The sequence below is a fragment of the Umezawaea endophytica genome (assembly GCF_025061645.1).
In the GTDB taxonomy this organism is placed as follows: domain Bacteria; phylum Actinomycetota; class Actinomycetes; order Mycobacteriales; family Pseudonocardiaceae; genus Umezawaea; species Umezawaea endophytica.
Map to the genome: position 1 here is coordinate 258,553 of NZ_JANYMP010000010.1, position 25,334 is coordinate 283,886.

Here is a 25,334-nt window from a genome sequence, read left to right on the forward strand (position 1 = left end):
CACAGCCCAGGCACAGCCCAGGCACGGCGAAGCCAATGCCTGGGCTGTGCCGCCGCGCTATCGGGCACCCAGCGGCGGGTGGGGGCGTGGGAAGGACGCTCAGGTCGTGGTGGCCTGGGCGTGGGGGTGTAGGGGCTGTTAGATGCTCACGCCGGGCATGGTGGTGGCTGTGCGGCGGCGGCGTAGCCAGATTTTGCGGGTGCCGTCGCCGTAGAGGAGTACGCGGGAGAGTTCCCAGCCCGCGAACTCCGCGAGGGTGCCCAGTTGGGTCGCTGCGGTTCTTCGGGAGACGCCGGGAGGTAGCCGCAGCGGCCGGTACTCCCAATCCCCGTCGGTCACTCCTTCGTTCACGGCGAGATCACCTGTATCCCTTGGCCGTCCGCGGATGCGATGAACACCCGCCCGCTACTGGGGTCGACCGCCACCGAATCGGGTTGGCGGACGGTGGGGAACCGGAACTTCTCGACCGGTTCGCCACCGGCGACGTGGTAGGCAACCACTTCGTTCTTCTCGGTGAGCGTCACCCACGCCAGGTCGGTGCGCGGGTCGTAGGCGAGCCCGTAGGGGCCGCCCGGTACGGGGTAGCGCTGACGCATGATCAGCGGGTTCGCGGTGAAGGCGAGGAGTTCGCCGCCGCGGGTGTCGGTCACCAGGACTCGGCCGAAGCGGTCGGTGACGGCGTTGGTGGCGCCGTCGCCTGCGCGCAGGCCGGCGCCGAGGGTGTCCGTCGTGGGGTCGAGGTCGAAGACGGCGCTGCGGAGGCGGTCGAGGACGACGATGTGGCCGTTGACGACGAGGACCTGGTCCGGGCTGGTGACGGGGCCGACCTGGTGGTCACCGACGCGGACGGAGCGGGTGTCGCGCTGGGCGACGACGGTCTTGTCGCCGAGTGCCGCGACGTCGACCGGGCCGCCGTCGACGGTGGTGCTGGTGGTCGTGGCGTCGGTGGGGTTGACGCTGATGACGACGCCGCTGGTGGGGATGGTCGCTTCGACGCGGTCGCCGGTGACGACGAGGCGGGCGGCGGGGCCGGGGAGTGCGACGGTCCTGGGGTTCGGGTCGGGCAGCGTGTAGAGGCGCACGGACGGCGGGTCCTGGACGGCGACGGCGAGGGTGCCCGCGGTGAAGGCGAGGGCGGTGGCGTTGCCGGTCGCGGGCAGGACGGTGCCCGCGGGGGTGGCCGCCGGGTCCGGGGAGGGGGCGGGGGTCGCCGCCACGAGGGTGGCCGCGACCTGGAGCGGGTCGTTGGGCTCCTCGCTCGTGGCGCAGCCACCGACCATCACCGCCCCGGTGAGCAGTGCAGCGGCCAGTCGACGCAACGTGGAACCTCCCAAGCGGCCGGGTGACCCCGGTACCCCATTCGCGAAACGCCCCTCCAGCATCCACGACGAAACGGTCGTGGTCACGCCGGGGGGCGGGTGTTCTCGTTGGTCCACGAAGGTGATAACCGCCCGTTGGGCGTAGCGGGGGTGCTCGGCGCGCGACCATCGGAGTAGGCGAGAGAGGTGTGTGATGACGGTCGCGGCGTTGCGGGACAGGCACGTCGAGCTGCTCCGGCAGCACCGGGTCGCGGACGGGTTGGTGGTGGGGCGGGGGCGGTTGGGTCGCGGCGACCGCTACCACACGTGGTCGCAGGTGGCGGCGGAGCCGGTACCTGCGAGGTTGCACCGGTTGGGTGCGGTTCGGTTGCGTCCCGAGGCGTATTCGGTGGCGGAGTTGCGGGCGTCGCAGGACGTGTTGGACGAGCAGTCGGGTGAGTTGTTCGAGCTCGCGGAGATGGCGGGGCGGGCGGTGCGGACGCCGTTCTTCGCGGGGGTGTTCCCGACGGGGTCGATGAACGGGTTGTGCCGTCCGATGCCGGGGACGGGGGTGCTGGTGCTCGTGGACAGCGGTCTGCTGCACCTGGTGCCGGACGTGTTGAAGATCATGATCGTGTCGCGGTCGTCGTTCGGTGAGGCGCCGCTGCTGGAGCCGCCGTTCGCCGCGCCCGCGTTGGCGGAGGTGTTCAACGCGCACCTGTTCGGCAACGGCGCGGTGGGGGCGCGCGCGTTGCCGGACCTGGCGGGTCAGCACCTGGACCTGCTGCGGTTGATGGTTCGGCGGGCCACGCAGTTCGTCGTGGCGCACGAGATGGCGCACGTGCACGCCGGGCACCTGCTGGCGTCGTGGCGGCAGACCGACGCGAACACCCCGGTGGGGGCTTTGGACATGCAGGCGGTGGGGTGGCCGCGGGAGTACGAGGCGGATCGCCTCGCGGCGGGGATCATGCTGTCGAGCCTGGTGGGGGTGAGTCCGTGGGAGCGCGACGCGGTCGAGCCGTACCTGGTGGGCGCGGTGCTGCTGGTGTTGGCGCTGCACGAGGTGGTGGCGGTGCTGGCGGAGGCGACGGGGCTGGTCGTGCCGTTCGCGGGGTGTCATCCGCCGCCGCTGCTGCGCATCCAGTCGTTGGTGGAGTACCTGGCCGAGCACCTGCGCACCTCGGAGTCGATCGCGGTGGCCGCCGATCTCGCGACGTGGTTGGACGATCGGGTTCCGGGGGTGCTGGAGTGGTTGCGGATGGTCGACTCGCAGGCGTGAGCGCGGGTGGACGTGGAAGGGCCCGGTGGTCGAGGTCGGCCACCGGGCCACGGGAACGGGGGAGTGCCTGCTAGCCCATGGGGCGTTCGGGGTAGGACAGCTCGATGGTGCTCACGTCGTCCAGCGCGGCGCGGATGGCGGGCGGGAGGGTGAGGTCCTCGGCGACGAGCGCGCCCAGTAGCTGGTTGGTGTCGCGGGCGCCGACGACGGGGGAGACGACGCCGGGGCGGTCGCGGACCCAGGCGAGGGCGACGCACAGCGGGGAGGTGCCCAGGCCGTCGGCGGCCGTGACGACCGCCTGGACGATGCGGGAGGCGCGGTCGGTGCGGTGTTGCTCGACGTAGCCCGCCATGTGGGAGGAGGCGCCGCGGGAGTCCGGTGGGGTGCCGTTGCGGTACTTGCCGGTGAGCACGCCGCGGCCGAGCGGGGCCCAGGGGAGCAGGCCGAGGCCGTGGTGGGTGGCGGCGGGGACGACCTCGCGTTCGACGCCGCGTTCCAGCAGCGAGTACTCGACCTGGGTGGAGATGAGGGGGTTGCGGCCGGGCAGGGCGCGTTGGAGGGTGGCGGCGGTGCCGAGCTGCCAGCCGGAGTAGTTGGAGACGCCGACGTAGCGGACCTTGCCGGAGGCGGTGGCGGCGTCGAGGGCGGAGAGGGTTTCCTCCAGTGGCACGGACTGGTCCCACGCGTGGAGTTGCCAGAGGTCGACGTGGTCGACGCCGAGGCGGCGCAGGGAGCCGTCGAGGGCTCCGAGGAGGGCTCCGCGGGAGGCTCCGCCGCCGAAGGGGCCTTCGTTGCGGCGGGCGACGGCCTTGGTGGTGATGACGAGATCGTCGCGGGGGACCACTTCGCCGAGCAGGCCGCCCAGGATGCGTTCGCTCTCGCCTTCGACGTAGACGTCGGCGGTGTCCACGAGGGTGCCGCCCGCTTCGGTGAAGGCCATGAGCTGGGTGGCGGCCTCGTCGGCGTCGGTGTCGCGGCCCCAGGTCATCGTGCCCAGCGCCATTCTGGAGACGCGGAGGCCGCTGCGGCCGAGCTGTCGGTGTTCCACCGGGCGAGCGTAAGGGCTGTGACGGCGCTGAGCTGGGAGCATCGTGGATCTTCACCACCCGTGCCGAGCGTGACCGGCGTCACAGGCCCCGGTGGCGCCGAATGTTGTTACCGATCGGTACGGTCGGCGCGTGCGATTGGGACTGAACCTCGGATACTGGGGCGCCGGCAACGACGCCGCCAACCTCGAACTGGCCAAGGAGGCCGACCGGCTCGGCTACTCGGTGGCGTGGGCGGCCGAAGCCTACGGCTCGGACGCGCCCACGGTGCTGTCGTGGATCGCCGCGCACACCGAGCGCATCGACGTCGGCAGCGCCATCCTCCAGATCCCCGCGCGGACGCCCGCGATGGCCGCGATGACCGCCGCGACGCTGGACACCCTGTCCGGCGGCCGCTTCCGGATGGGCCTCGGCGTGTCCGGGCCGCAGGTGTCGGAGGGCTGGCACGGCGTGCGCTTCGACAAGCCGCTTGCCCGCACGCGGGAGTACGTGGACATCGTCAGGACGGCGCTGCGCCGCGAGAAGCTGCGCTACGACGGGCAGCACTACGCGCTGCCGCTGCCCGACGGCCCCGGCAAGGCGCTCACGCTGACCGTGCACCCCGTCCGCGAGGAGATCCCGATCTACCTCGCCGCCGTCGGCCCGAAGAACCTCGAACTCACGGGCGAGATCGCCGACGGGTGGCTCGCGCTGTTCTTCTCCCCCGAGCACTCCGGGGAGTCGCTGGCCGCGGTCAGGGCCGGGCGCGAGAAGGCGGGCAAGACCATGGAGGGCTTCGACGTCGTCCCGACCTCGCCGCTGTTCGTCGGCGACGACTGGCGCGCGCTGGCCGACCAGGTCCGCCCGTACTCGGCGCTCTACGTCGGCGGCATGGGCAGCCGCAAGCAGAACTTCTACAAGGACCTCGCCACCCGCATGGGCTTCGAGAAGGAGGCCCAGGAGGTCCAGGACAAGTACCTGGAGCGCGACTACGCGGGCGCGATGGCGGCCCTGCCGGTGGAGTTCCTGGACGCCACCTCGCTGCTCGGCACCAAGGAGCGGATCGCCGAGAAGATGCAGGCACTGGCCGAAGCCGGGGTCACCACGTTGACCATCACGCCGATGCTGCAAGATCTGGAGCAGGGAATCGCGGGGCTGCGCACCGCGGTGGAAGCTCTGGATCTGGCAGGAGTGGGTAGTTGAGCTGGTTGCAGGCTCTGGTCCTCGGACTGGTTCAAGGACTTACCGAATTCCTACCCGTGTCTTCGTCGGCGCACGTGCGGATCACGTCGACGTTGTTCTTCGGCAACGACGCGGGCGCGTCGTTCACGGCGGTCATCCAGCTCGGCACCGAGCTGGCGGTGTTGATCTACTTCGCCAAGGACATCGGGCGGTTCATCTCCGCCTGGTTCCGCGGCCTCTTCAGCGCGGAGGCGCGCAAGGAGAAGGACTACCGGCTGGCCTGGTACGTGATCATCGGGTCCATCCCGATCAGCGTGCTGGGCTACCTCCTCAAGGACGAGATCCGCACGTCCGCGAGGAACCTCTGGATCACGGCCACGATGCTCATCGTGTTCGGCCTGCTGCTCGGCCTCGCCGACCAGCTCGCCAAGCACTCGCGGTCGGAGCTGACGATGAAGGACGCCGTCGGCATGGGCCTCGCCCAGGCCCTCGCGCTCATCCCCGGCGTCTCCCGCTCCGGCGGCACGCTCACCGCAGGCCTGTTCCTCGGGCTCGACCGGGCGGCCGCGGCGCGCTACTCGTTCCTGCTGGCGATCCCCGCCGTGTTCGGCGCGGGCATCTTCAGCATCCCGGACGTGTTGGACCGCGGCCCGAACGACGCCTCCGTGCCGCAGATGATCGTGGCCACGATCATCGCGTTCGCGGTCGGCTACGCCACCATCGCGTGGCTGCTCAAGTACGTCTCCAAGCACAGCTACTCGGCGTTCGTCTGGTACCGGGTCATGCTCGGCATCGTCCTCATGGGCCTGCTGTCGATGAACCTGCTGCCCGCCAACTGACGCACCCGTCGTGATGGCCCGGAACCACCGCGGTTCCGGGCCATCACGCTGTCCGGCCCAGGGGAGCCGGGCGGCGCACCGCTAGGGTGGTGCCTCGTGGCCACCGTGATCCTCCTGCGACATGCCCGTTCGACCGCCAACGGCTCCGGCGTGCTCGCCGGCCGCGCACCGGGCGTCTCCCTGTGCGAGAAGGGCGAGGCCCAGGCCCTCGGACTGGTCGACCGCCTCAAGGGCATCCCCGTCGACGCCGTCGTCACCTCCCCCCTGGACCGGTGCCGCCAGACCCTCGCCCCGCTGCTCGCCGACCGCGGCCTCACCGCCGTCATCGAACCCGACCTCGCCGAGGTCGACTACGGGAGCTGGACCAACCGCGCCATCAAGGACCTGCTCGAGGAACCCCTGTGGACGGTCGTGCAGCAGCACCCGTCCGCCGCGGTCTTCCCCGACGGCGAAGGCCTCGCCACCGTCCAGGCCAGGGCCGTCGCCGCCATCCGCGCCCACGACGCCCGCGTCACCGCCGAGTTCGGCCCCCGCGCCGTCTGGGTCGCGTGCAGCCACGGCGACGTCATCAAGTCGGTCCTCGCCGACGCCCTGGGCGTGCACCTGGACGGCTTCCAGCGCATCGTCGTCGACCCCGCGTCGGTGTCGGTCGTCCAGTACACCGAGACCAGGCCCTTCGTGCTGCGCTCCAACGACAACGGCGGCGACCTCGCGGGCATCGTCCCGCCCCCGGAGCACAAGCCGTCCTCCGACGCCGTCGTCGGCGGTGGCGCGGGCGCCGCGTAGGGCCCGGCCCTCACCCGAACGGCGGTACGGACGAAATGTCGGACCCCCGTCCTAGGGTCCGGGCCATGACGGAGGTCGACGCGATCTGCCTGAGGCCGTGGGCCGAGGGCGACCTGGGGTTGCTGCGCGCGCAGAACACGCCCGAGATGCTGGCCCACCTGGGGGGACCGGAGTCGGAGGAGGCCGTGGTCGACCGGCACCGCCGGTACGTGGAGCTGTCCGCGAGCGGGGCGGGTCGCATGTACGTGGTGCTGCTCGGGCCGGACTCGGTGGTGGCGGGGTCGATCGGGTTCTGGGAGAAGGAGTGGGACGGCACGCCGGTGTACGAGACCGGGTGGCACGTGCTGCCGGGGTTCCAGCGGCGTGGGGTGGCGACGCGGGCCGCGGTGGCCGTCGCGCGGATCGCCGCCGCCGAGGGCGACCGCGAGGAGCTGCACGCGTTCCCGCCGGTGGTGAACACCGCGTCGGTCGGCGTGTGCCGCAAGGCCGGGTTCGCGTGGCGCGGGGAGCACGACTTCGAGTACCCCAAGGGGACGTGGATCCGGTGCGAGGACTGGTGGGCGCCGCTGGGGTGAGACGTGCCGGGGCCCGGACCGTGCAGGGGAGTGCGGTCCGGGCCCCGGAAGCGCCGGGAACTACTTGACGTTGACCGCGGCCCACGCCCTGGTCACCGCGGCGACCTCGGCGCTGCCCGCCCCGTAGAGCTCGGTGGCGGCGGCGATGGTGCCGGTGCGCGCGGCGGCGTACTTGGTGCTGGAGGTGAACTTCGTGGTCAGCGCCCGGTACCAGATCTTCTCGGCCTTGGCGCGGGTGATCCCGGTGACGGGCTGGCCGTCGTAGGTCGGGCTGTCGTAGGCGACACCGTTGATCGTCTTGGCGCCGCTGCCCTCCGAGAGCAGGTAGAAGAAGTGGTTGGCGATGCCGGAGGAGTAGTGCACGTCCAGGCCGCCCACGGTGGAGGACCAGTAGTCCGCCGACCTGCCGTCCCGAGACGGCTTGTCCATGTACCGCAGGGGAGCGCCCGTGCCCCGGATGTCGATCTTCTCGCCGATCAGGTAGTCGCCGACGTCGCTGGCGTTGTCGGCGCTGAACTCGACCGTGGTGCCGAAGATGTCGCTGGTGGCCTCGTTCAGGCCGCCCGGCTCACCGGAGTACACCATGTTGCCGGTCGCCGACGTGACACCGTGCGACATCTCGTGACCCGCGACGTCCAGCTCGGTCAACGGCTTCGCGTTGCCGACACCGTCGCCGTAGGTCATGCAGAAGCAGCTATCGCTCCAGTTGGCGTTGTTGTAGGCGTTGCCGTAGTGCACGCGGCTCAGCGCGCCCACGCCGTTGTTCTTGATGCCGCTGCGGCCGTGGACGTTCTTGTAGTAGTCCCACGTGACCGCCGCGCCGTAGGCGGCGTCGACACCGGCGGTGGCCTTGTCGCTGATCGCGCCGTTGCCCCACCTGTTGTCGGCGTCGGTGAACAGCGTCCCGGTCCCGGAGCCGTTGTTGGCGTTGTTGACCGTCTGGTTGCCGCGCTGCGGGTCCTTGAGCTGGTAGGTCGACCCGGACTGGGTCGTCTGCAACGTCACGGTCCCGCTGTACTGGCTGACACCGGTGCCCTCGACGTGCATCACCCGGTCCTCGCTCATCAGCACCTCGCCGGTGGCGGCGTCGGTGTAGACGTGCAGCTCGCTCGGCGACTGGTCGGCCTTGGTCCCGGTGAGGACGACCTCCCACGCCAGGGTCGGCGCCCGGTCGATGGCGAACACCACGAGCCGGGGTTCGGCCTTCGTCCAGCTCGCGTCGGTCTTGGCCACGCGTGCCGTGGACGCCGCGGTGGTGGCGGCGATGGCGGGCGTGGTCGAGACGGTCAGGGCCGCGTCGGTCGCGCGGTCCACGGAGCTGATCGCCCCGGTCTTGGACTGGTGCACGACCAGGTCCCCGCCGACGACCCGCAGGCCGTCGAAGGTGCGGTCGTACCGGACGTGCCTGCTGCCGTCGGGGTCGGTGACGACATCCTTGACCACGAGCTGCTCTTGGCTGCTCAGGCCCAGTGCGGTGCTCACCGTTCCGGCTTGCGCGGCCGCGAGGCTCAGGGTGCCCGTGCGGTCGAGCGAGGCGGGGGAGTCCGCGGCCGCCTGAGGTGCCGCCGTGGCCGTGAGGCCACCGACGGTCACCAGGGCGGCGGACACCAGGGCCGCGTAGCCCAGGGTCGTGCGATTCATGGACGCTCCTGTTCCAGTGCAGGGGATGTCCGCACCGCCCGCGACAGTCGCGAATGGACGAACACCGAGGAACATCTCGGCCAACACCGTGTTGACCAGCAAATCGATGTTATTGCCGCTCCTGCATGGGTAAATCTTCTCCCACGATGTGGGAACTCTTCAGATTCTGAGCAATCCTGCTGGTCAAGCCTGTCCGAGACGTCCGAGTTTCGAATAAAACGCCAGTTCAGGACAGCCGGGAACATCGGGGAAACAAATGGCACAATCGGGCGGGAGAACCAATCACGCTGAACCGTCCGGTGCAGTCCGTTGGTCTTGCACGTGTTTATAGTTAATGACTGCCAGTGGTCACCCGATCACGCACGATCGCGGTTTTCAGAGCCCCAGTCGGGTCACGGCGTTGTCTTCCAGCGGGTTCGCGGTGCGGATGTAGCGGTGCACGGTGCGCGGGTTCACCCACCGGCCCTGCCGCATGATCTCGCGGTCGCTCGCCCCGCCCAGCGCGGCCTGCGTCGCGAAACCCGCCCGCAGCGAGTGGCCGCCGAACAGCGTCGGGTCCAGACCCGCGCGCTCGGCGTAGCGCTGCACCAGGTCGGCCACCGCCCGACCCGACATGGGCACCGCGCCCAGCCGCCCGTGCCTGCTCACCGACGGGAACAGCGGACCGCGCGCCGACGCGGGCTGCCGGTAGGTGTGGCAGCGGTGCACCGACGGCTCCGCCGCCGACTCGGCCGACAGCAGCTCCAGCAGCGCGGCGTGCCCGCCCTCCCGGTGGACCTCCAGCAGGTCGACCCAGTCCGCGAACGCGCACACCGGGCACGTCGGCCTGCGCGACCCGCGCGGCAGGACGACCCGCTGCTGGTGCTGCCCGGTCTGGTCGGTCTTGGTGACGCCGAGCCCGACCAGCAGCAGCGGCTCACCGCTGCGCGCGTCCACGTCGACCGTCACGTCCTCCAGCGCGAGCCCCGCCAGCTCACCGCGGCGCAGCGCGCCCGCGAACCCCACGAGCAGCAGCAGCGCGTCCCGCCTGCGGGCGACCCCGGTCGGCCAGCCCGGCTCGGGCCGTTCGGCGAGCAGGGCCTCCAGGGTCTGGAGCAGCACCGGCCGCTTGCGCCTGGGCAGCGACCGCCGGGCCCGCCGGATTCCGCGCAGCGTCAGCCGGACGACGTCGGAGCGCGTGGGGGAGGGCAGGCCGTTCGCCGCGTGCACCGCGGCGATGGCGGCGGACTTACGGTCCAGCGTGGACGGGCTGAACGCCGGGGCGCCGTCCGGTTTGAGGGTGTCCGCCGCGGTCGCCAGGTACACGGCGACGTCCAGGGGGTCCGCGGGCAGCGACGTGCGGCCCTCCGCCGCGCACCACGCGGACCAGGCGACCCAGTCCGACCGGTAGGCGCGCAGCGTGTTGGGGGACTGGGCGGCGTGCAGGTAGGCCGCGAGGGAGGAGGCCTGGTCCTCGTCGAACCGCCTGCGCACCGCCTCCAGCTCGGCGAAGTCGACCAGGACGCCGTGGTTGACCCGGCCCAGCGCGCTGCGCACGGGCTCGGGCAGGCGGTCCGCGGTCACGTGATCAACCCTATCAGCGTTGATTGATTCTATTGCTTCAGTATTGACCAAAGGTCAACTTCTTCGAGTGGTGACGACTCTCCACGACAACCAAAACCCGCACCGACGCCAGGGCTAGCCGTGGGCGATGCGGTCGGCGAAGAGCGCGCTGAGCCGGGGCAGGCGGTGCAGCAGTTCCGGGAGGGCGTCGAAGTCCCACGGGTCGCCGTCGGGGTCGGGGCCGACCATGGGCGCGTGGCCGCGGGCGGCCAGGTCGGTGTCGAGGCCGTCGTGGTCGCCGGTGCGCCGTCGGTGGGCCTCGCGGGCGACGTAGTCGAGCGCCTCCCAGTCGGGCAGGTCGCCCGTGGGCCAGGTGTCCAGGTCGGCGGTGGCCAGCCGTTGGACGACGTCGAGGTCGGCGAGCGCGTCCGGGTCGGCGGCGATGGCGGTGAAGCGCGGGTGGCCGAGGCCGACGAGCCAGGCGAGGAAGTAGAAGAAGCCGTCGTCGGAGCAGCCGCCGAGGACGAGGTGGGCGGCGCCCCAGTGCTGCCAGGTGTCGGCGCGGCCGCGGATGTGGTCGAGGAGGACCTGGAAGTCGGCGATGTCGGGTGGGGGCAGGCTCGCAAGGTGGGTGGTGAGCCACGCCAGGCGCTCGTCCTGGTCACGGGTGTCGGCGCGGGAGCGGTCGATGAGGGTCCAGAAGGTGGCTTCGTCCATGGTGTCGACGGTAGGGGCCGGGTCCGACAGTCGATCTTGTTCCGGCGCCGGTCGTGCTCGCTCGATCGGGTGATCGTGGTGGGGGTGGGCGGGTCGGTGGGGGCGTGATCGGCGCGTGCGGGTGGGCGCCGGGGGCGGTGTCGCGGGTGCCGGGGTTTTAATGGCGGGCTCCAGTTCGGGCGGGGCCCTATCCTGGACGCAGTATGGACACGCCGCTCGCCGGGTCGCCACTTGCTGACCTGCACAAACGCCTGCCCGAGTTGATGCTTCGCGACCAGCGCAGGCTGCAACGCCGTCTCGATGGTGCCCGCAGGGTGAAGGACCCGCTGTCCGCGCGCGCGATAGCCGCGGAGATCGCGGGTGAGATCGACGACGCCGAGCTGCGGCTGGCGCTGCGGCGCGAGGGCGTGCCGAAGATCTCCTACCCCGAAGAGCTGCCGGTCAGCAAGCACAAGGACGAGATCCTCGCGCTGATCCGCGACCACCAGGTGGTGATCGTCGCGGGTGAGACGGGGTCGGGCAAGACGACCCAGTTGCCGAAGATCTGCCTGGAGCTGGGTCGCGGGGTGCGGGGGCAGATCGGGCACACGCAGCCGCGTCGGCTGGCGGCGCGGACGGTGGCCGAGCGGGTCGCCGAGGAGATGCGGACGCCGCTGGGGTCGGCGGTGGGCTACAAGGTGCGGTTCAGCGACCAGTCGGGTGAGGACACGCTGGTCAAGTTGATGACCGACGGGATCCTGCTGGCGGAGATCCAGACGGACCGCAACCTGAGCCGCTACGACACGCTGATCATCGACGAGGCGCACGAGCGCAGCCTGAACGTGGACTTCCTGCTCGGCTACCTCAAGCAGTTGCTGCCGCGCCGTCCGGACCTCAAGGTGGTCATCACGTCGGCGACGATCGACCCGCAGCGGTTCTCGCGGCACTTCTCCGACGCGCCGGTGATCGAGGTGTCGGGGCGGACGTACCCGGTGGAGGTGCGGTACCGGCCGATCGTGGACCCGGACGACGAGTTCGTGGACCCGGACCGGGACCAGACCTCGGCCATCGCCGAGGCGGTGGTGGAGCTCCAGGCGGAGGGACCGGGCGACATCCTGGTGTTCCTGTCGGGTGAGCGGGAGATCCGGGACACCGCCGAGGCGTTGACGGCGTTGGAGTTGCGGGGCACGGAGATCCTGCCGTTGTACGCGCGGTTGTCGTTCGCGGAGCAGCACCGGGTGTTCCAGGCGCATTCGGGGCGTCGGGTGGTGTTGGCGACGAACGTGGCGGAGACGTCGTTGACGGTGCCGGGCATCAAGTACGTGATCGATCCGGGTACGGCGCGGATCTCGCGGTACAGCCACCGGTTGAAGGTGCAGCGGTTGCCGATCGAGCCGGTGTCGCAGGCGTCGGCGAACCAGCGCAAGGGTCGTTGTGGTCGGGTGTCGGAGGGCATCTGCATCCGGCTGTACACCGAGGACGACTTCGAGGCGCGGCCGGAGTTCACCGATCCGGAGATCCTGCGGACGAACCTGGCGTCGGTGATCCTGCAGATGACGTCGATCGGGTTGGGTGACATCGCGGCGTTCCCGTTCATCGACGGGCCGGATTCGCGCAACATCGCCGACGGTGTGCAGTTGCTGCACGAGTTGGGGGCAATCGACCCGGCGGAGACGGACCTGCGCAAGCGGCTGACGCCGTTGGGGCGGAAGTTGGCGCAGTTGCCGGTGGACCCGCGGTTGGCGCGGATGGTGATCGAGGCGGACCGCAACGGGTGCGTGCGCGAGGTGATGATCATCGCGGCGGCGTTGTCCATCCAGGACCCGCGGGAGCGTCCGCAGGACAAGCAGCAGGTGGCGACGGAGCACCACGCGCGGTTCGCCGACCCGAACTCGGACTTCCTGTCGTTCGTGAACCTGTGGACGTACCTGAAGGACAAGCAGAAGGAGCTGTCGTCCAACCAGTTCCGGCGGATGTGCCGGTCGGAGTTCCTGAACTACCTGCGGGTGCGGGAGTGGCAGGACATCTACTCGCAGTTGCGGCAGGTGTCGAAGACGCTGGGGCTCACGGTCGGCGAGGAGGTGGCCGAGCCGCAGCGGGTGCACGTGTCGCTGCTGTCGGGGCTGCTGTCGCACATCGGTGTGAAGGACGTGCCGAAGAAGGATCCCGGCAAGCGGGCGGCGACGGAGTACCTGGGTGCCCGTGGGGCGCGGTTCGCGGTGTTCCCCGGTTCGGCGCTGTTCAAGAAGCCGCCGCAGTGGGTGATGGTGGCGGAGCTGGTGGAGACCTCGCGGTTGTGGGGTCGGATCGTGGCGCGGATCGAGCCGGAGTGGGCCGAGCAGTTGGCGCCGCACCTGGTGAAGCGCAACTACAGCGAGCCGCACTGGGAGGCCAGGCGCGGGTCGGTGGTGGCGTTGGAGAAGGTGACGCTGTACGGGGTGCCGGTCGTGGCCGCGCGCAAGGTCAACTACGGGCGGATCGACCCGGAGCTGTCGCGGGAGCTGTTCATCCGGCACGCGCTGGTGCAGGGCGAGTGGACCACGCACCACAGGTTCTTCCACGCCAACCGCGCGCTGCTGGCGGAGGTGGAGGAGTTGGAGAACCGGGCTCGGCGGCGGGACATCGTCGTGGACGACGAGACGCTCTACGAGTTCTACGAGCAGCGCGTCGGGGCCGAGGTGGTGTCGGTGCGGCACTTCGACACGTGGTGGAAGAAGACCCGGCACACCCAGCCGGAGCTGCTGACGTTCACGAAGTCGATGCTGATCAACGAGCGCGCGGAGGTCAGCGAGCAGGCCTACCCGGACTCGTGGCAGCAGAACGGGTTGTCGCTGCCGCTGTCCTACCACTTCGAGCCGGGCGCGGGCACGGACGGCGTGACGGTGCAGTTGCCGCTGCCCGCGTTGACGACGTTGGGCGACGAGGCGTTCTCGTGGCAGATCCCCGGTCTGCGGCTGGACCTGGTGGTGGCGTTGATCCGGTCGCTGCCCAAGCCGGTGCGGCGCAACTTCGTGCCGGTGCCGGACGTGGCGAAGGCGGTGCTGTCGCGGATCTCGACCGACGATCCGCTGCTCACGGCGTTGGAGCGGGAGCTGCGGGCGTTGACGGGGGTCGTGGTGCCGCGGGAGGCGTGGCAGCTCGACCAGGTGCCGGACCACCTGAAGCTGACCTACCGGGTGGTGGACGAGAACAACCGCGAGCTGGCGCTGGGCAAGGACCTGGGGGTGCTCAAGAAGCAGCTCGTCAAGGAGGTCCGGGCGACGTTGACCGCCGCGGCGGTGGACGTGGAGAAGTCCGGGCTCACGTCGTGGAGCTTCGGCAAGCTGCCCAGGACGATGGAGCAGCGCCAGTCCGGGATCGTCGTGACGGCGTACCCGACGCTGGTGGACGAGGGCGCGACGGTGGCGATCCGGGTGGTCGACACCCCTGGTCGGCAGGCGATGGCGATGTGGCGCGGTACCCGGCGGCTGTTGCTGCTGGCGGTGCCGTCGCCGGTGAAGGTGTTGCAGCGGACCCTGGACAACGCGGCGAAGCTCGCGCTGACCCGCAACCCCCACGGCGGGGTCGCGGCGCTGCTCGCGGACTGCATCTCCGCGGCGGTGGACCGGTTGATGACGGAGGCGGGTGGGCCCGCGTGGACCGAGGCCGGGTACGAGCGGCTGCTCAAGCACGTCCGGACGAACCTGAACGCGGCGGTGTTCGACGTCGTCGGCGACGTGCGCAAGGTGCTGGTCGCCGCGCACGACGTGGAACTGCGGCTCGCGGGGGTGAAGGCCCCGGTGTTCGGGCCCGCGGTGGCCGATGTGAAGGCGCAGCTCGCGGGGCTGGTGCACCCCGGTTTCGTCACGGGGGTGGGTGCGGGTCGGCTCGCGGACGTGACCCGGTACCTGCGCGGGATCGAGCGGCGGCTGGAGAAGCTGGTCGAGAACGCGGCGCGCGACCGGGAGTGGATGGACCGCGTGCACCAGGTGCACGGGGAGTACCGGGAGCTGCGGGCCCAGGTGCCGTCCGACGAGCCGAACGAGGCGCTCGACGAGGTGCGGTGGATGATCGAGGAGCTGCGGTTGAGCTACTTCGCGCAGACCATCGGCACCCGGTACTCGGTGTCGGACAAGCGGATCCACAAGGCGTTGGACGCGGTGGTGCTGCCCTAGAGCGGATTCCCGCGCCTTGACGCCGTCAGGGCGCGGGAATGGCGTCCAGCACCCGCCGCACCGCGATCTCGGGGGAATCGGTGGCGGAGTCGACCAGCAGGTGCGGCTCGGTCCACGGCTCCCAGAGCCGCCGCATCCGCCCGACGTGCTCCCACGTCACGGTGGCGGGCCAACCGGGGATGCCCCTGGCCCGGTCGTCGACCCGCCGGCGCAGGAGCGCGTCGTCGGTGCACACGCACTCCACGCCGACGAACACGCCACCCAGGTTCTCGGTGAGCGCCCGCCACCGGTCGCGGGTCTCGCGGCGGTGGCCGGTGGCGTCGAGGACCACCGACAGGCCCAACCGGAGTTGGCCGGCGGCCGCGGCGGTCATCTGCACCTCGGCCACGGCTGTCGTGTTGTCGGGCCGGAGCAGCCCGAACGGCACCAGGGCTCCCAACTGCCAGTCCATCGAGAACACCGGGGCCCGCAGCCGCCGTGCCAGCGACTCGGCGAGCGTGGACTTGCCGCAGCCGGGCAGCCCGGCCACCAGCACCGCCGTGGGCCGGTCGGCCGGGTCCACCGGCCGCAGGGCCTCGTAGTCGGCGAGCGCCCGCCGTGCCGTGAGCGTCTGGAGCCGTTCACGGGCCGCGGCGAGGTCACCGCCGGTGAGCCGCACGCAGGCCAGGAGCAGGTGTTCGGGGAGCACGAGGCCGCGGCCGTGGCGGAGCGCTTCGAGGCGGGCGGCCTCCAGCAGCGCGGTCCGGTCGAGCGGGGTGTCGCCTACGTCCGGATCGAGGTCGAGCGGCACGGCCGCCGCGAGCGTCCGGGCCGTCAGCGGCTCGGTGTCGAGGGCGGCGCGCGCGGTCTCCGACAGGGCGTCGGTCACGGGGAGACGCCGAACTCCAGGGCGGTCCTGCCCTCGGCCACCCTGCTGGTGGCGCGCAGGGCGAGGCCGCTGCCGGTGGCGAGCGCGGTCAGTTCGGCGAGTGATCGTTCGCGGCCGTTGAAGCACATCAGCATGAACAGGTCGATCGCGGTGTCCGCGCCGTGGCCGCGCACCGGTTCGATCACCACCACGACGCCGTGGGGCGCGGCGGCTCGGCGGCAGCCGGTCAGGATTCGGCGGGCGTGGTCGTCGTCCCAGTCGTGCAGGACGTCGGACAGGACGTAGGCGTCGGCGCCCGTGGGCAGGGGGTCGAAGAAGCTGCCGGGGATGGCGTCCGCCCGGTCGGCCAGGCCTGCGGTGGTGAGGGCCTCGCGGGCGGCGGTGGCCGAGGGAGGTAGGTCCAGGACGCGGCCGCGGACGTCGGGGTGGGCGTGCAGGATGGCCGTGAGGACGGTTCCGGTGCCGCCGCCGACGTCCAGGACGTCGGGGAAGCGGCTCCAGTCGAAGCGTTCGGCGATCTGCGTCGCCTGCGTCCGGAACCGCCACCTCATCTGGGCGTCGAAGGAGCGCCGCAGGTGGGGGTCGGCGTCGAGGTCGGTCCAGAAGTCCCGGCCGTAGCGGTGGGGGTAGGCGGGGGCGCCGGTGGTGATAGTCCCGAGCAGGTCGACGAAGGCGAGTTCGGCTCGGCCGCCCGCGCGGTGGATGTCGAGCAGGGGTTTGACGCCCTGCGGGGCGTCCTCGCGCAGTTGCGCGCCCAGGGCGGTGGGGCGGTAGCGGCCGTCGGCGAGGGTGAAGACGCCGACGGCGACGAGGTGGTCGAGCAGGCAGGTCAGGGCGGGGGCGTTCGTGCCGGTCTCGGACGCGAGGTGCTCGGCCGTCGCCCCCTTGGGTCCGGCGTGGTCCGCGAGGTCGAGCGTCGCGGCCACGCGGATGGCCATCGGGGTGGCGAGGCCGGCCAGGGCGAGGATCGACGGTGCTGGGTCCACGACCCCGAACCTAGCGACCCCCGCCGACCGGTTCACGCCAGCCGGATGGTGAGGGTGGTCCACGCGCCCAGGTGGACGCGGTCGCCGTCGGTGAGCGGGTGGGGGTCGTGGGGTGGCAGGGCGCGGTCGGTGTCGTTGACGGTGGTGCCGTTGGTGGAGTCCAGGTCCACCACGGCCCACGTGCCGCCGGTCCGCACGAGCATCGCGTGGCTGGCGGAGACGCCGAGGTCCTCGGGTGGGCCGATGAGGTCGATGTCGGGGAAGATGCCGCGCGAGCGGCTGCGGCGGCCGATGCTGATCCGGTCGTCGTGCAGGACGAAGCGCCGTTCGGGGCAGTAGAGCGGGAACTCGACGGCGGCGGAGTCCGGGCCGCCCGCGGCGACGACCCGGTCGAAGTAGGCGCGGTCGGCGGTGACGACGGCGTGCCACGCACGTGGAGTCGCCGCCGGCGGGGCCGGGGCGGCGGTGTCGAGGGAGTCGTGGCCGCACTCCTCGCAGAAGCGGCCGACCTGCGGGGTGCCGCACGCCGCGCAGATCCGGGTGGCGACGGGAGCGGCGACGGCGGCCGGTTCCCCCGGTGAGGTGTCGGTGGCCAGCGGCGCGCCGCAGACGTCGCAGTAGTCGTCGGTGGTGGTGTCGTGGCCCGCGGGGCAGGTCGGCATCAGGGTTTCCCGACCCTCTTGGTGACCGTCGAGCGGGTGTCCAGCGTCATCTCGTCGGCGTCCTCCACCCCGGGCCGCAGCTTCACCGTGCCGGTGACCGGGTCGACGACGTCGACGACCTTGGCCAGCAGCTTCGCGGTGTCGGTGTTGCCCGAGGACGCCGCGAGCGCCACCGCGCGGCCGAGTTTGGCCGTGGCGGTCTCGACGTCGCCGGACTTGCGGGCCTCCAGGCCGTCCTGGATGACCTCCGCCAGTTCCGCCTGCCCGGTGTAGTGGGCGACCTCGCGGTTGATGCGCGTGGACAGGGCGCTGTCGTCGGTCCACACCGCCAGCACCTTGCCCTGCCCGAGGACGTCCCCGCCCGCGGTGAGCACGCTGACCCGGCCCGCGAGCATCCTGTCGCCCACACCGGCGGCCTTGACCTGCACGCACACGTGGTAGTCGCGGCTCTCCCCGCCCCACGCGCCGGTCGGGTAGTCGCCGGTGCGGGGCCCGGACTCGGTGCGCCGGTCGGTGAGGTCCAGGACGGTGGGGGACACCTGCTTCACGAATTTCACCACCGCGCCCTCCGGTGTCCACAGCCGCAGCGACACCCCGCCGACGGCCTTGCCCATCGCGGTCGCGGTCATGGCGCGGAAGTCGTCGGCCAGCCCCTGCGGGTCGGCGACGATGTCGACCGTGCCGAGCATCGCCTCGGCGACCTTGCGCAGCTCCTCGACCTGCCAGTCCGTGCCCACGCCTCGGCAGTCGCAGGTGAAGTGGCCGCTGATCGAGGCGAGCGTGCGGGAGAGCTGGGCGGGTGTCTCGTGCTGGTTCTGGCCGTCGGTGAGCAGGATCGCGTGCTTGAGGCCGCCGCGGTGGCGGGCCAGTACCCGGTCGGCGAGCGCGAGCCACCGGCCCATGGCGGTGCCGCCGTCGGCGGTGAGGCCGCGCACGAGCCGCTTGGCCTCGAGCTTGGTGCGGGTGCTCGCGACGGCGAGGCCCTGTTCGCGCGGGTAGACCATGCGGACGGTGTCGGTGCCCTCGATGACCGCGAACGACACGCCGTCGCGCAGCGCGTCGATGGCGGTGACGGTGGCGTGCTTGGCGGCGTTGAGCTTCGCGGGCGGGTACCGCATCGACCCGGAGCAGTCGACGATGATCACCTGGGCGATGTCGGCGGAGGACACGGGTGCGGAGGACACCCCGCTCGCGGACACCGTGACGATCGCGTCGACCTCGCGCGCCCCCTCCGGCAGGTACTCGTTCTGGAAGACCTCCACGGCGAACTCAGCGCTCACGCCCCACCCCCACCTCGATGACGACCACGGTGATGTTGTCGTGCCCGCCCGCGTGCAGCGCGGCGGCGACCAGGTCGCGCGCGATCTCCAGCGGGGCCGCGCCGCGGGGGCGGACGGCGTCGAGGTCCTCGACCTCGGGCAGGTAGTTCCACAGGCCGTCGCTGCACAGCAGCACGATCCCGCCCTCCTCCGGGACGACGGTCACCACGTGCGGGCTGACCTGCCCGGAGTCGCCGCCCAGCCACCGCGACAGCACGTGGGAGCGGCGGTCGTTGACCGCTTCGGCCTCGGTGAGGACCCCGTCGGCGACGAGCTGCGCCGCCCACGTGTCGTCCTTCGTGAGCCGCCGCGACGGGGTCTTCGCGCCGTCGTCGGCCAGCCAGTACGCGCGGCTGTCGCCGACCCAGCCGACGACGACGCCGCTGTCGGTGCGCATCGCCGACACGTACGTGCACGACGGCGCCACGTCCTGGGCCTCGGGGCGGGCCAGCTCACCGGCCGCGCGGTTGGCCGACGCGACCGCCAGCACGGTCGCCCGCTCCGGGTCGGAGCCTTCGACCAGCGCGTCGACCAGGACGGCGTTGGCGGCGTCCACGGCGGCCTGCGACGCCTCGTCGGACCGCTCGGAGGACGCGACGCCGTCGCACACGATCGCCGCGACCCCGCGGGCGTGGACGTGGCCGAACGCCATGGAGTCCTCGTTGCGGGCCCGGCGCCTGCCCCGGTCGCTGATCCCGGCGATCGTGGGCAGCACGAACTCCATCCGGTCCCGCCCGACCGGCTGGGACCGGCCGCACTGCTCGCAGAAGCCGTCGTCGTCGATGTCCTCGCTGCCGCACGCGCACTGCGCCGCCGCGGACCCGTCCGGGCCGCCGACCGGGGTGGCGCGCACCAGCAGGTTGCGGCCGCACTCCTCGCAGAACCGGTCCTTGGCGCCGACGGGGGCGTCGCACTCGGGGCAGTTGGTCATGGTCACACCAGGGTCCGGGGTCGCACGGCGTTGGCCCGGTCCACCAGGGCGAAGCGTTCCTCTGGCGTGTCGGCGAGCCGCGCGAGGGTCCGGTAGTGGCGCTCCAAACCAAGCCTCAGACCCCGGTCCGTCAATTCGCACCCCAGCAGCTCCCCGTGCCCGTTGACCGACGTCGCGCCACCACCACCTCCGCCTGCGGCGAGCCAGTCGAACGCGGCCTGGAGGACCTCGACGCTCAACCGGGCGCGGCGGGCCACGTCCAGCTCCAACGCCGCCAGCCGCTCCGCCGCGCCCTCGATCGACGTGATCGCCGGGTCGCCGCCCGCGCCGTGGTGCGCCTTGTCGGTCTGCGCCCGGATCGCGGACACCTGCGCGGCCACGTGGTGGCTGGAGGTCTCCGGGACGGTGTGCAGCACCGCCACGGCCCGGTCCCGCGTCCCCGCGGCCAGCAGCACGCGGGCCAGGCCGAACGCGGCGGACACGTAGGAGCGGTCGGTGCGCCACACCAGCTCGTAGTAGTGCGCGGCCTCGTCGGGGTTGCCGGTCGCCTCCGCGCACAGCGCGATGGCCAGCTTCGGCGCGGCCTCGCCCGGCAGCACGTCGTACACCGCCTCGAACGCCGCCCGCGCGTCGGCCGGGCTGCCCTCGACCAGCGCCGCGAGCCCCCGGTACCAGACGGGCCGCCAGTCGTCGGAGTCCACCAGCGACGGGTCGTCCGGGTCGAACATCGACGTCGCGGTCAACCCGTAGAGCTCACGGGTGGCCTCCTCGGACTGCCCGGCGTCGATCAGCGCCCGCACCAGTTGCAGCCGGACCTCGGCGGTGGTCACCGGCGCGGCCCGCAGCGCGGCGATCCGCTCGACGGCCTCGCCGGTGGTGGCGGTGGCCAGGAACCCGGCGGCCGGGTCGGTGGCGTCGACCTGCGGCACCGGCAGCGCCGCGGCGGCCGTGGGCAGGTCCGGGTCGTGCTCCGCGCCAAAGCAGCGGCGCTCCGGCGTGAACTGCCGCGACAGACCCGGACGGGGGTCGCCGTCCTCGGCGGCGAGGACCTCGCGCAGCACGCCGGTGAGCTGCTCGGCCATCTCCTCCGCGGAGGTGAACCGCAGCTCCGGGTTCGGGTCGGTCGCGCGGTGCAGGAACCGCCGGTAGGACTCGAACCGGGCCAGCAGCGGCTCCACGGTCGGGCTCGGCAGACTGCCCTTGAACTTGCGGCGGAAGTCGAAGGAGAAGCTCATCACCGCGAGCGCCCGGCCCACGGTGTACAGGTCGGAGGCCACCGACGGGCCGATCGTGCCGATCTCCGGGGCCTGGTAGCCGATCGTGCCGTAGATGGCGCTGCGGTTGTCGCCGATGCGCCGCACCGCGCCCAGGTCGATCAGCTTGAGCTGCTCCTCGGTCTGGATCACGTTGTCCGGTTTGAAGTCGCAGTACAGCAGGCCGACGCCGTGCAGGTAGCCCAGCGCGGGCAGGACCTCCAGCGCGTAGGCGATGGCCTGCGCCAGCGGCAGCGACTCCGTGCCGCCGCCCTGACCGCGCAGCTCCTTGATCATGTCCTTGACCGACCGGCCGCCGACGTACTCCATGACGATGTAGTCCACGAGGTCGCCGGTCGCGCGGTCCGCGTGCTGCACGAAGTTGTGGATCTTGACGATGTTCGGGTGCTCGACCTCCGCGAGGAACCGGCGCTCGGCCATCGCCGCGGCCATCGCGTCGGCGTCACCGGAGTCCAGCAGGCCCTTGAGCACCACCCACCGGTCGCTCACGGCGTGGTCGAGCGCCAGGTAGATCCAGCCCAGCCCGCCGTGCGCGAGGCAGCCGAGCACCTCGTACTGGCCGTGCAGCACCTCGCCCGGCTCCAGCTTCGGCGTGTAGGAGTAGTGGTGGCCGCACTGCGGGCAGAACCCCTCCACCCGGCCCGGCCTGCCCTCGCGGCTGCGGCCGACCTCCTTGCCGCACGCGCTGCAGAACCGCTTCGCCTCGGGCACCTCGGGGTTGGCGAGCACCGCGGACTTCGGGTCCCGGTAGGGCACGCGCGGCACCTCCACCAGCCCGGCGCCGAGCCTGCCGCGGGCGGTGGACCGGGTCGACGCGCGGCGGCTGCGACCGGACGGGCTCACGCTGCTCGTCCACGGGGCGGTGCCCGGACCGGTCGACGGCCCGGTGAACGGGCCCGTGCCCTGCCCCTGCGTGCTCACCGACCCCTGCGTGCCGCCGTGCGTGCTCACCGAGCCGCTGGTGCCGGAGTCGGTCCCCGGATCCGGGGCAGGGGGGCGGGTCGTGGTGAACGGGCCGCTCGTGGTCGTGACGGCGGGCACCGGCGACTCCAGCCCGCACCGGTCGCAGAACCCGTCGGGGTCGATGCCCCCGCCGCACCCCGGTCGTGCGCACGCGCTCATCTTGCCTCCGCCAGGTCGAGCACGGCCCGCTGGTAGCGGCCGACCGCGCGGGTCGCCTCCGGCAGGTCGCACGGCGCGGTGAACAGGACGTCGTGGGCCGCGCGGTGCAGCACGGACAGGGCGGCGTTCTCGGCGTGCCCCAGGCCGGTCGCCTTCGCCCGGTAGGCCTCCAGCCGTCCCCGCAGCTCCGTGCGTCGCTCCAGCAGTCCGGCCAGGTTCGCCACCAGCGCCCGGCACCCGGCCAGGGTGTCCGGCACCGCGGGCAGGTCGCCGACCGCGATCTTCTCCCGCACCAGCGCCCGCAGCCGGTGCGCCTCCGCCCGCACCGGCACCAGCTCCCGCAGCTCGGCCTCGGCCGCGGCGTGCCGGGCCACCGCCGCGGCGAGGGTGTCCACGACGTCGGCGTAGCCGGTGCGCATCCGCGTGACCAGTTCGTCGAGCGCCACCCGGTCCGCGATCACCGCGGGCCCGGTCAGGCCGCGTCGGGCCAGCGGCACCGAGCGGCGGTCCAGCTCCACGGCCGGGCCGGTCAGCAGCGCCTCCAGGACGGCCAGGTCCGCCGGGGTCGGCCGTTCGGCGCGGTCCCGCACGTCGCGCGCCTCCTGGAGGACCCGCCGGTAGGCCTCGAACTGCGCCCACAGCGCCGCCACGGCCTCGCGCTCGGCGGAGTCGAGCAGGTCGTGGCCGGGGTGGTCGTCCATGGCCAGCAGCGACTGGGCGATCCGGTCGCTCTCCGCGCCCCGCACCGCCAGCACCTCGTCCACGTCGTCGCGGTCCATCGCCGCTCAGTCCCGGTACTTCGCCGCGGGCGGGGTGGCGTTGCGGTCGAGCACGCCCAGCCACCGCTGGTGGATCGTCGACCAGGTGCCGTCGTCGCGGATGCGCTCCAGGACCCCGTTGACGAACCGGACGAAGTCCTCGTTCGCCTTGGGGATGCCCATCCCGTACGGCTCCTGGGTGAACTGCGGGCCGACCATCTCGGTGTACGGGTCCTGCGCGGCCAGCCCGGCCAGGATCGTGTCGTCGGTCGACACCGCGTCCACCTGCCCCTGCTGGAGCATCACCAGGCAGTCCGTCCAGTTCGCCACCGACACCACGACCGGCTTGGCCGCGATGTTCGCGACGTTGGCCAGCGAACTGGAGCCCTTGGTGGCGCACACCTTGCGGCCGCCGAGCGAGTCCGGGCCGGTGATGCCCGACCCGCGCGAGGCCAGCACCCGCTGCCCGGCCTGGTAGTACACCGAGGAGAACGCGACCTTCTGCGCCCGCTCGCAGTTGATCGTCATCGTCCGCACCACGACGTCGACCTCGCCCTGCTCCAGCGCCGGGATCCGCTGCTCGGAGGTCAGCACCTTGAACTGGATCCGGTTCGGGTCCCCGAACAGCGCCTTCGCGATCTCGCGCGCCATGTCGACGTCGAACCCCTCGATCGCGCCGGTACCGGGGTTGCGGAACCCCATCAGGTAGGTGTTCTGGTCCACGCCCGCGATGAGCCTGCCCCGCGCCGCGATCCTCTCCATCGTGGACCCGGTGGGCATCGCCCCCGGCGTGGGCAGCGCGCCGTCGGGGCGCAGGCTCGCGGTCGCGTCGCACGCCGGGACCGCCGCGCCGCTGCTGGGCGGCGCGCTCACCTCGGCGGCGTCGCCCGGCACCGGCGCGCCGACCGACCCGACGGTGATGTCGGGCGCCGAACTCGGCACCGGCGCGCACGCGGCGGTGACCAGCAGCAGGACCAGCAGGAGGCGTTTCACCGGTACTCCTTCAGCCGTTGCCACACGCCCATCACCGACGCCGTTGCCGCGCCCAGCGCGAGCAGCGCCACCACCGCGACCGTGCCGGTCAGGGCGCCGCGCGCGGTCGCCACCGACCCGGTGAACGCCGTGCGGGCGTGGGTGATCGCGGTGACCAGGTCGCGGTCGAGGTTGTCGAACGCCGCGGCCGCCCCGCCCTGGTCGGCGCCGATCGCGGCGGCCAGGGCGGTGGTGTAGTCGCCGCTGTCGTCGGCCTGCCTGATCCGCTGGTGCGCTTCCTGCCAGGCCTGGAAGTTCTTCGTCGCGGAGTCGACGGCGGAGTGCACCTCGGGTTCGGTCGACAGGGACCCGGCGCGGGTGAGCAGGTCGCCCAGGTCCTTCACGACCTCGCCGTAGCGCTTCTCGTAGGCCGCGCCGCTGCCGCGCGCCACCAGCGTCAACGTCTCGTCGCCGCGGGCGGTCAGGGTCGCGATGCGGGCGCGCGCCAGCACGTCGACCTGGGTGGAGCCGTTCTTGCGGCTGTCGTGCACGGTGCTCGCCACCACGACGCTGGCCACGCTCACCCACAGCAGCGACACCAGGACCAGGCCGGTGGCGACGAGCAGACCGATGTTGAACACCCGGTTGGTGCGGCGGGTCACGTAGCGCTGCGCGAGGCCCAGCGCGGCGAGCGCGACCACGCCGAGCAGCAGTTCCGTCCACGGGCCGCCGCCCGCGCTGTCCTGGTCGCGCACCACGTTCGCCGTCTCGGCGCGGTAGAGGTCCTGGGCGGCGGGCAGGAGCTGGGCGCGCATCAGGCTGGACGCCTCGCGCAGGTAGGCGGCGCCGACGGGGTTGCCCTGCCGGTTGTGGGTGCGGGCGGTCTCGACGAGCCCGGTGTACACGGGGAGCCTGCCGGACAGCGTCGACAGGGCGGCGCCGACCTCGGGGGAGCGGGAGATCTCCCCGGTCGCGGTCGACAGCGCCGCGGCGGCCTTCGCGATGTCCGCCTCGTAGCGGGACCGCAGCTCCGGCGACTCGACCCCGCCGGAGAGGAACGCGGCCGACGCCGTGGCGTCCGCGTCGGCCATCGCCCGGTAGACCTCCTGGGCGGCGAAGCTCAACGGCTCGCTGCGGGTCGCCAGCTCCTCCAGCGCGGCCGACCGGGTCTGCACACCCCATCCGGTGAGGACCCCCGCCAGCAGGGTGACCGCGACCAGCAGCAACGCGATCAGGCTCAGCCGCCCCGGCGTGCTCTTGACCAGCCCGGTGACCCGTTGCGAGGTCGGCGCGGTGACCACGGCAGTCATCGGGTCCCCTTCCGCCTGAACCAGGTCTAGGGCTGTCCCACAAGCCTAGATACCGCCTGGTCACCGTGGGGCCCAAACGTGATGATCCACTGGGCGGGCGCGGTCCACCAGACCC

General features: G+C 72.2%; 21 protein-coding genes. 6 read left to right on the forward strand and 15 right to left on the reverse strand.

Features of this window, described 5'->3' with window-relative positions; genetic code table 11:
• Positions 1-138: 138 nt before the first annotated feature.
• Positions 139-351: a DUF5703 family protein gene (locus tag NZH93_RS22160; RefSeq protein ID WP_259625069.1), complete on the reverse strand. Its 213-nt coding sequence runs from the start codon at positions 349-351 to the stop codon at positions 139-141.
• Positions 348-1,319 (reverse strand): YncE family protein, encoded by a 972-nt coding sequence (locus tag NZH93_RS22165; protein ID WP_259625070.1) that lies wholly within the window; start codon positions 1,317-1,319, stop codon positions 348-350. Before NZH93_RS22165 ends, NZH93_RS22160 begins: the two co-directional genes overlap by 4 nt.
• A gap of 193 nt (positions 1,320-1,512) precedes the next feature.
• Between NZH93_RS22165 and NZH93_RS22170 the strand changes: the two genes are divergently transcribed.
• Entirely contained in the window at positions 1,513-2,577 is a 1,065-nt protein-coding gene (locus NZH93_RS22170; protein WP_259625071.1) for a M48 family metalloprotease, read from the forward strand.
• A gap of 70 nt (positions 2,578-2,647) precedes the next feature.
• Here the strand turns inward: NZH93_RS22170 and NZH93_RS22175 are convergent, their stop codons facing one another.
• On the reverse strand, positions 2,648-3,625 hold the full coding sequence (locus tag NZH93_RS22175) for an aldo/keto reductase (protein ID WP_259625072.1): 978 nt from the start codon (positions 3,623-3,625) through the stop codon (positions 2,648-2,650).
• Between the two features lie 130 nt (positions 3,626-3,755).
• Between NZH93_RS22175 and NZH93_RS22180 the strand changes: the two genes are divergently transcribed.
• From NZH93_RS22180 to NZH93_RS22195, 4 genes are all read left to right on the forward strand, one after another.
• Complete coding sequence (locus NZH93_RS22180) at positions 3,756-4,805, forward strand: LLM class F420-dependent oxidoreductase (protein ID WP_259625073.1); 1,050 nt, start codon at positions 3,756-3,758, stop codon at positions 4,803-4,805.
• Entirely contained in the window at positions 4,802-5,623 is an 822-nt protein-coding gene (locus NZH93_RS22185; RefSeq protein WP_259625074.1) for an undecaprenyl-diphosphate phosphatase, read from the forward strand. Before NZH93_RS22180 ends, NZH93_RS22185 begins: the two co-directional genes overlap by 4 nt.
• A gap of 96 nt (positions 5,624-5,719) precedes the next feature.
• On the forward strand, positions 5,720-6,409 hold the full coding sequence (locus NZH93_RS22190) for a histidine phosphatase family protein (protein ID WP_259625075.1): 690 nt from the start codon (positions 5,720-5,722) through the stop codon (positions 6,407-6,409).
• 65 nt (positions 6,410-6,474) lie between these two features.
• Entirely contained in the window at positions 6,475-6,984 is a 510-nt protein-coding gene (locus tag NZH93_RS22195; RefSeq protein ID WP_259625076.1) for a GNAT family N-acetyltransferase, read from the forward strand.
• A 60-nt stretch (positions 6,985-7,044) separates the two neighbouring features.
• Here NZH93_RS22195 and NZH93_RS22200 read toward each other — a convergent pair whose 3' ends face one another.
• From NZH93_RS22200 to NZH93_RS22210, 3 genes are all read right to left on the reverse strand, one after another.
• Entirely contained in the window at positions 7,045-8,625 is a 1,581-nt protein-coding gene (locus NZH93_RS22200) for a M4 family metallopeptidase (protein ID WP_259625077.1), read from the reverse strand.
• Between the two features lie 375 nt (positions 8,626-9,000).
• Positions 9,001-10,188 carry a site-specific integrase gene (locus tag NZH93_RS22205; protein WP_259625078.1) on the reverse strand — a complete coding sequence of 396 codons (1,188 nt, stop codon included), beginning with the start codon at positions 10,186-10,188 and terminating at the stop codon, positions 9,001-9,003.
• Between the two features lie 114 nt (positions 10,189-10,302).
• Entirely contained in the window at positions 10,303-10,884 is a 582-nt protein-coding gene (locus tag NZH93_RS22210; protein WP_259625079.1) for a DUF4240 domain-containing protein, read from the reverse strand.
• A 203-nt stretch (positions 10,885-11,087) separates the two neighbouring features.
• On the opposite strand from NZH93_RS22210, the gene hrpA reads away from it, so the two are divergent.
• A complete protein-coding gene (gene hrpA / locus NZH93_RS22215) occupies positions 11,088-15,017 on the forward strand; it encodes an ATP-dependent RNA helicase HrpA (protein WP_259625080.1) in 3,930 nt (1,309 codons plus the stop codon).
• A 25-nt stretch (positions 15,018-15,042) separates the two neighbouring features.
• Here the strand turns inward: hrpA and NZH93_RS50760 are convergent, their stop codons facing one another.
• From NZH93_RS50760 to NZH93_RS22260, 9 genes are read right to left on the reverse strand one after another with little or no spacing between them, the layout of a single operon-like run.
• Positions 15,043-15,885 carry an AAA family ATPase gene (locus NZH93_RS50760; RefSeq protein ID WP_259625081.1) on the reverse strand — a complete coding sequence of 281 codons (843 nt, stop codon included), beginning with the start codon at positions 15,883-15,885 and terminating at the stop codon, positions 15,043-15,045.
• On the reverse strand, positions 15,882-16,871 hold the full coding sequence (locus NZH93_RS22225) for a methyltransferase (protein WP_443742658.1): 990 nt from the start codon (positions 16,869-16,871) through the stop codon (positions 15,882-15,884). Before NZH93_RS22225 ends, NZH93_RS50760 begins: the two co-directional genes overlap by 4 nt.
• Positions 16,872-16,903: 32 nt before the next feature.
• A complete protein-coding gene (locus NZH93_RS22230; RefSeq protein ID WP_259625082.1) occupies positions 16,904-17,533 on the reverse strand; it encodes an FHA domain-containing protein in 630 nt (209 codons plus the stop codon).
• Positions 17,533-18,813 carry a vWA domain-containing protein gene (locus NZH93_RS22235; protein ID WP_259625083.1) on the reverse strand — a complete coding sequence of 427 codons (1,281 nt, stop codon included), beginning with the start codon at positions 18,811-18,813 and terminating at the stop codon, positions 17,533-17,535. Before NZH93_RS22235 ends, NZH93_RS22230 begins: the two co-directional genes overlap by 1 nt.
• On the reverse strand, positions 18,803-19,783 hold the full coding sequence (locus NZH93_RS22240; RefSeq protein ID WP_259625084.1) for a PP2C family protein-serine/threonine phosphatase: 981 nt from the start codon (positions 19,781-19,783) through the stop codon (positions 18,803-18,805). The genes NZH93_RS22235 and NZH93_RS22240 overlap by 11 nt, the downstream gene beginning before the upstream one ends.
• Positions 19,784-19,785: 2 nt before the next feature.
• Entirely contained in the window at positions 19,786-22,179 is a 2,394-nt protein-coding gene (locus NZH93_RS22245; protein WP_259625085.1) for a serine/threonine-protein kinase, read from the reverse strand.
• Positions 22,176-22,958: a hypothetical protein gene (locus NZH93_RS22250; protein ID WP_259625086.1), complete on the reverse strand. Its 783-nt coding sequence runs from the start codon at positions 22,956-22,958 to the stop codon at positions 22,176-22,178. The genes NZH93_RS22245 and NZH93_RS22250 overlap by 4 nt, the downstream gene beginning before the upstream one ends.
• A gap of 6 nt (positions 22,959-22,964) precedes the next feature.
• Positions 22,965-23,930, reverse strand: a complete 966-nt coding sequence (locus NZH93_RS22255) for a glutamate ABC transporter substrate-binding protein (RefSeq protein WP_259625087.1) — start codon at positions 23,928-23,930, stop codon at positions 22,965-22,967.
• Positions 23,927-25,219, reverse strand: a complete 1,293-nt coding sequence (locus tag NZH93_RS22260) for a GlnX family signal transduction membrane protein (RefSeq protein ID WP_259625088.1) — start codon at positions 25,217-25,219, stop codon at positions 23,927-23,929. Before NZH93_RS22260 ends, NZH93_RS22255 begins: the two co-directional genes overlap by 4 nt.
• Between the last annotated feature and the right edge of the window lie 115 nt (positions 25,220-25,334).